Origin of the sequence: Arenibacter lacus, assembly GCF_008711145.1 — a bacterium.
Taxonomy (GTDB): domain Bacteria; phylum Bacteroidota; class Bacteroidia; order Flavobacteriales; family Flavobacteriaceae; genus Arenibacter; species Arenibacter amylolyticus.
This window is the reverse complement of sequence record NZ_VVIN01000158.1, coordinates 1-1,567: the sequence shown is the minus strand read 5'-3', so window position 1 is coordinate 1,567 and position 1,567 is coordinate 1. Positions and strand designations below refer to the sequence as shown.

Genomic DNA, 1,567 nt, shown 5'->3' with positions numbered 1-1,567 from the left:
ACACGTTCTTGAACATATTGTAAAGACAGCGTATTTTCGATCTGGCGACAGATCGGGGATATTGAAAAAGAAACCGAAAATACGAGCTGGGCATTTTGCTTTTGATGGTTGATCGAAGTTATATAAGAATCAACGATGAAGAGTTTGATCCTGGCTCAGGATGAACGCTAGCGGCAGGCCTAACACATGCAAGTCGAGGGGCAGCATTTCCAGCTTGCTGGAAGATGGCGACCGGCGCACGGGTGAGTAACGCGTATAGAATCTGCCCTTTACTGGGGAATAGCCCGAAGAAATTTGGATCAATGCCCCATGGTCCCTTCTTGTGGATTCACGATTAGGGTAAAGGTTACGGTAAAGGATGACTATGCGTCCCATTAGTTAGTTGGTAGGGTAACGGCCTACCAAGACCGCGATGGGTAGGGGCCCTGAGAGGGGGATCCCCCACACTGGTACTGAGACACGGACCAGACTCCTACGGGAGGCAGCAGTGAGGAATATTGGACAATGGGCGAGAGCCTGATCCAGCCATGCCGCGTGCAGGAAGACGGTCCTATGGATTGTAAACTGCTTTTATACGGGAAGAACCTAGGGCACGTGTGCTCTACTGACGGTACCGTAAGAATAAGGATCGGCTAACTCCGTGCCAGCAGCCGCGGTAATACGGAGGATCCGAGCGTTATCCGGAATCATTGGGTTTAAAGGGTCCGTAGGCGGGCCATTAAGTCAGGGGTGAAAGTCTGCGGCTCAACCGTAGAATTGCCCTTGATACTGGTGGTCTTGAGTTATGGTGAAGTAACTAGAATATGTGGTGTAGCGGTGAAATGCATAGATATCACATAGAATACCGATTGCGAAGGCAGGTTACTAACCATATACTGACGCTGATGGACGAAAGCGTGGGGAGCGAACGGGATTAGATACCCCGGTAGTCCACGCCGTAAACGATGGATACTAGCTGTCCGGCAGCAATGCTGGGTGGCTAAGCGAAAGTGATAAGTATCCCACCTGGGGAGTACGTCCGCAAGGATGAAACTCAAAGGAATTGACGGGGGCCCGCACAAGCGGTGGAGCATGTGGTTTAATTCGATGATACGCGAGGAACCTTACCAGGGCTTAAATGTAGTCTGACAGCTTTAGAGATAGAGTTTTCTTCGGACAGATTACAAGGTGCTGCATGGTTGTCGTCAGCTCGTGCCGTGAGGTGTCAGGTTAAGTCCTATAACGAGCGCAACCCCTGCCGTTAGTTGCCAGCATGTCATGATGGGGACTCTAACGGGACTGCCGGTGCAAACCGCGAGGAAGGTGGGGACGACGTCAAATCATCACGGCCCTTACGTCCTGGGCCACACACGTGCTACAATGGCCGGTACAGAGAGCAGCCATGTCGCAAGGCAGAGCGAATCTATAAAGCCGGTCACAGTTCGGATCGGGGTCTGCAACTCGACCCCGTGAAGCTGGAATCGCTAGTAATCGGATATCAGCCATGATCCGGTGAATACGTTCCCGGGCCTTGTACACACCGCCCGTCAAGCCATGGAAGCTGGGAGTGCCTGAAGTCCGTCACCGC

General features: G+C 52.3%; 1 rRNA gene. It reads left to right on the top strand.

Annotated features, from left to right (window positions below):
- Positions 1–132 precede the first annotated feature (132 nt).
- Positions 133–1,567: ribosomal RNA gene (locus F1E73_RS16905) — 16S ribosomal RNA — on the top strand; the annotation flags it as partial.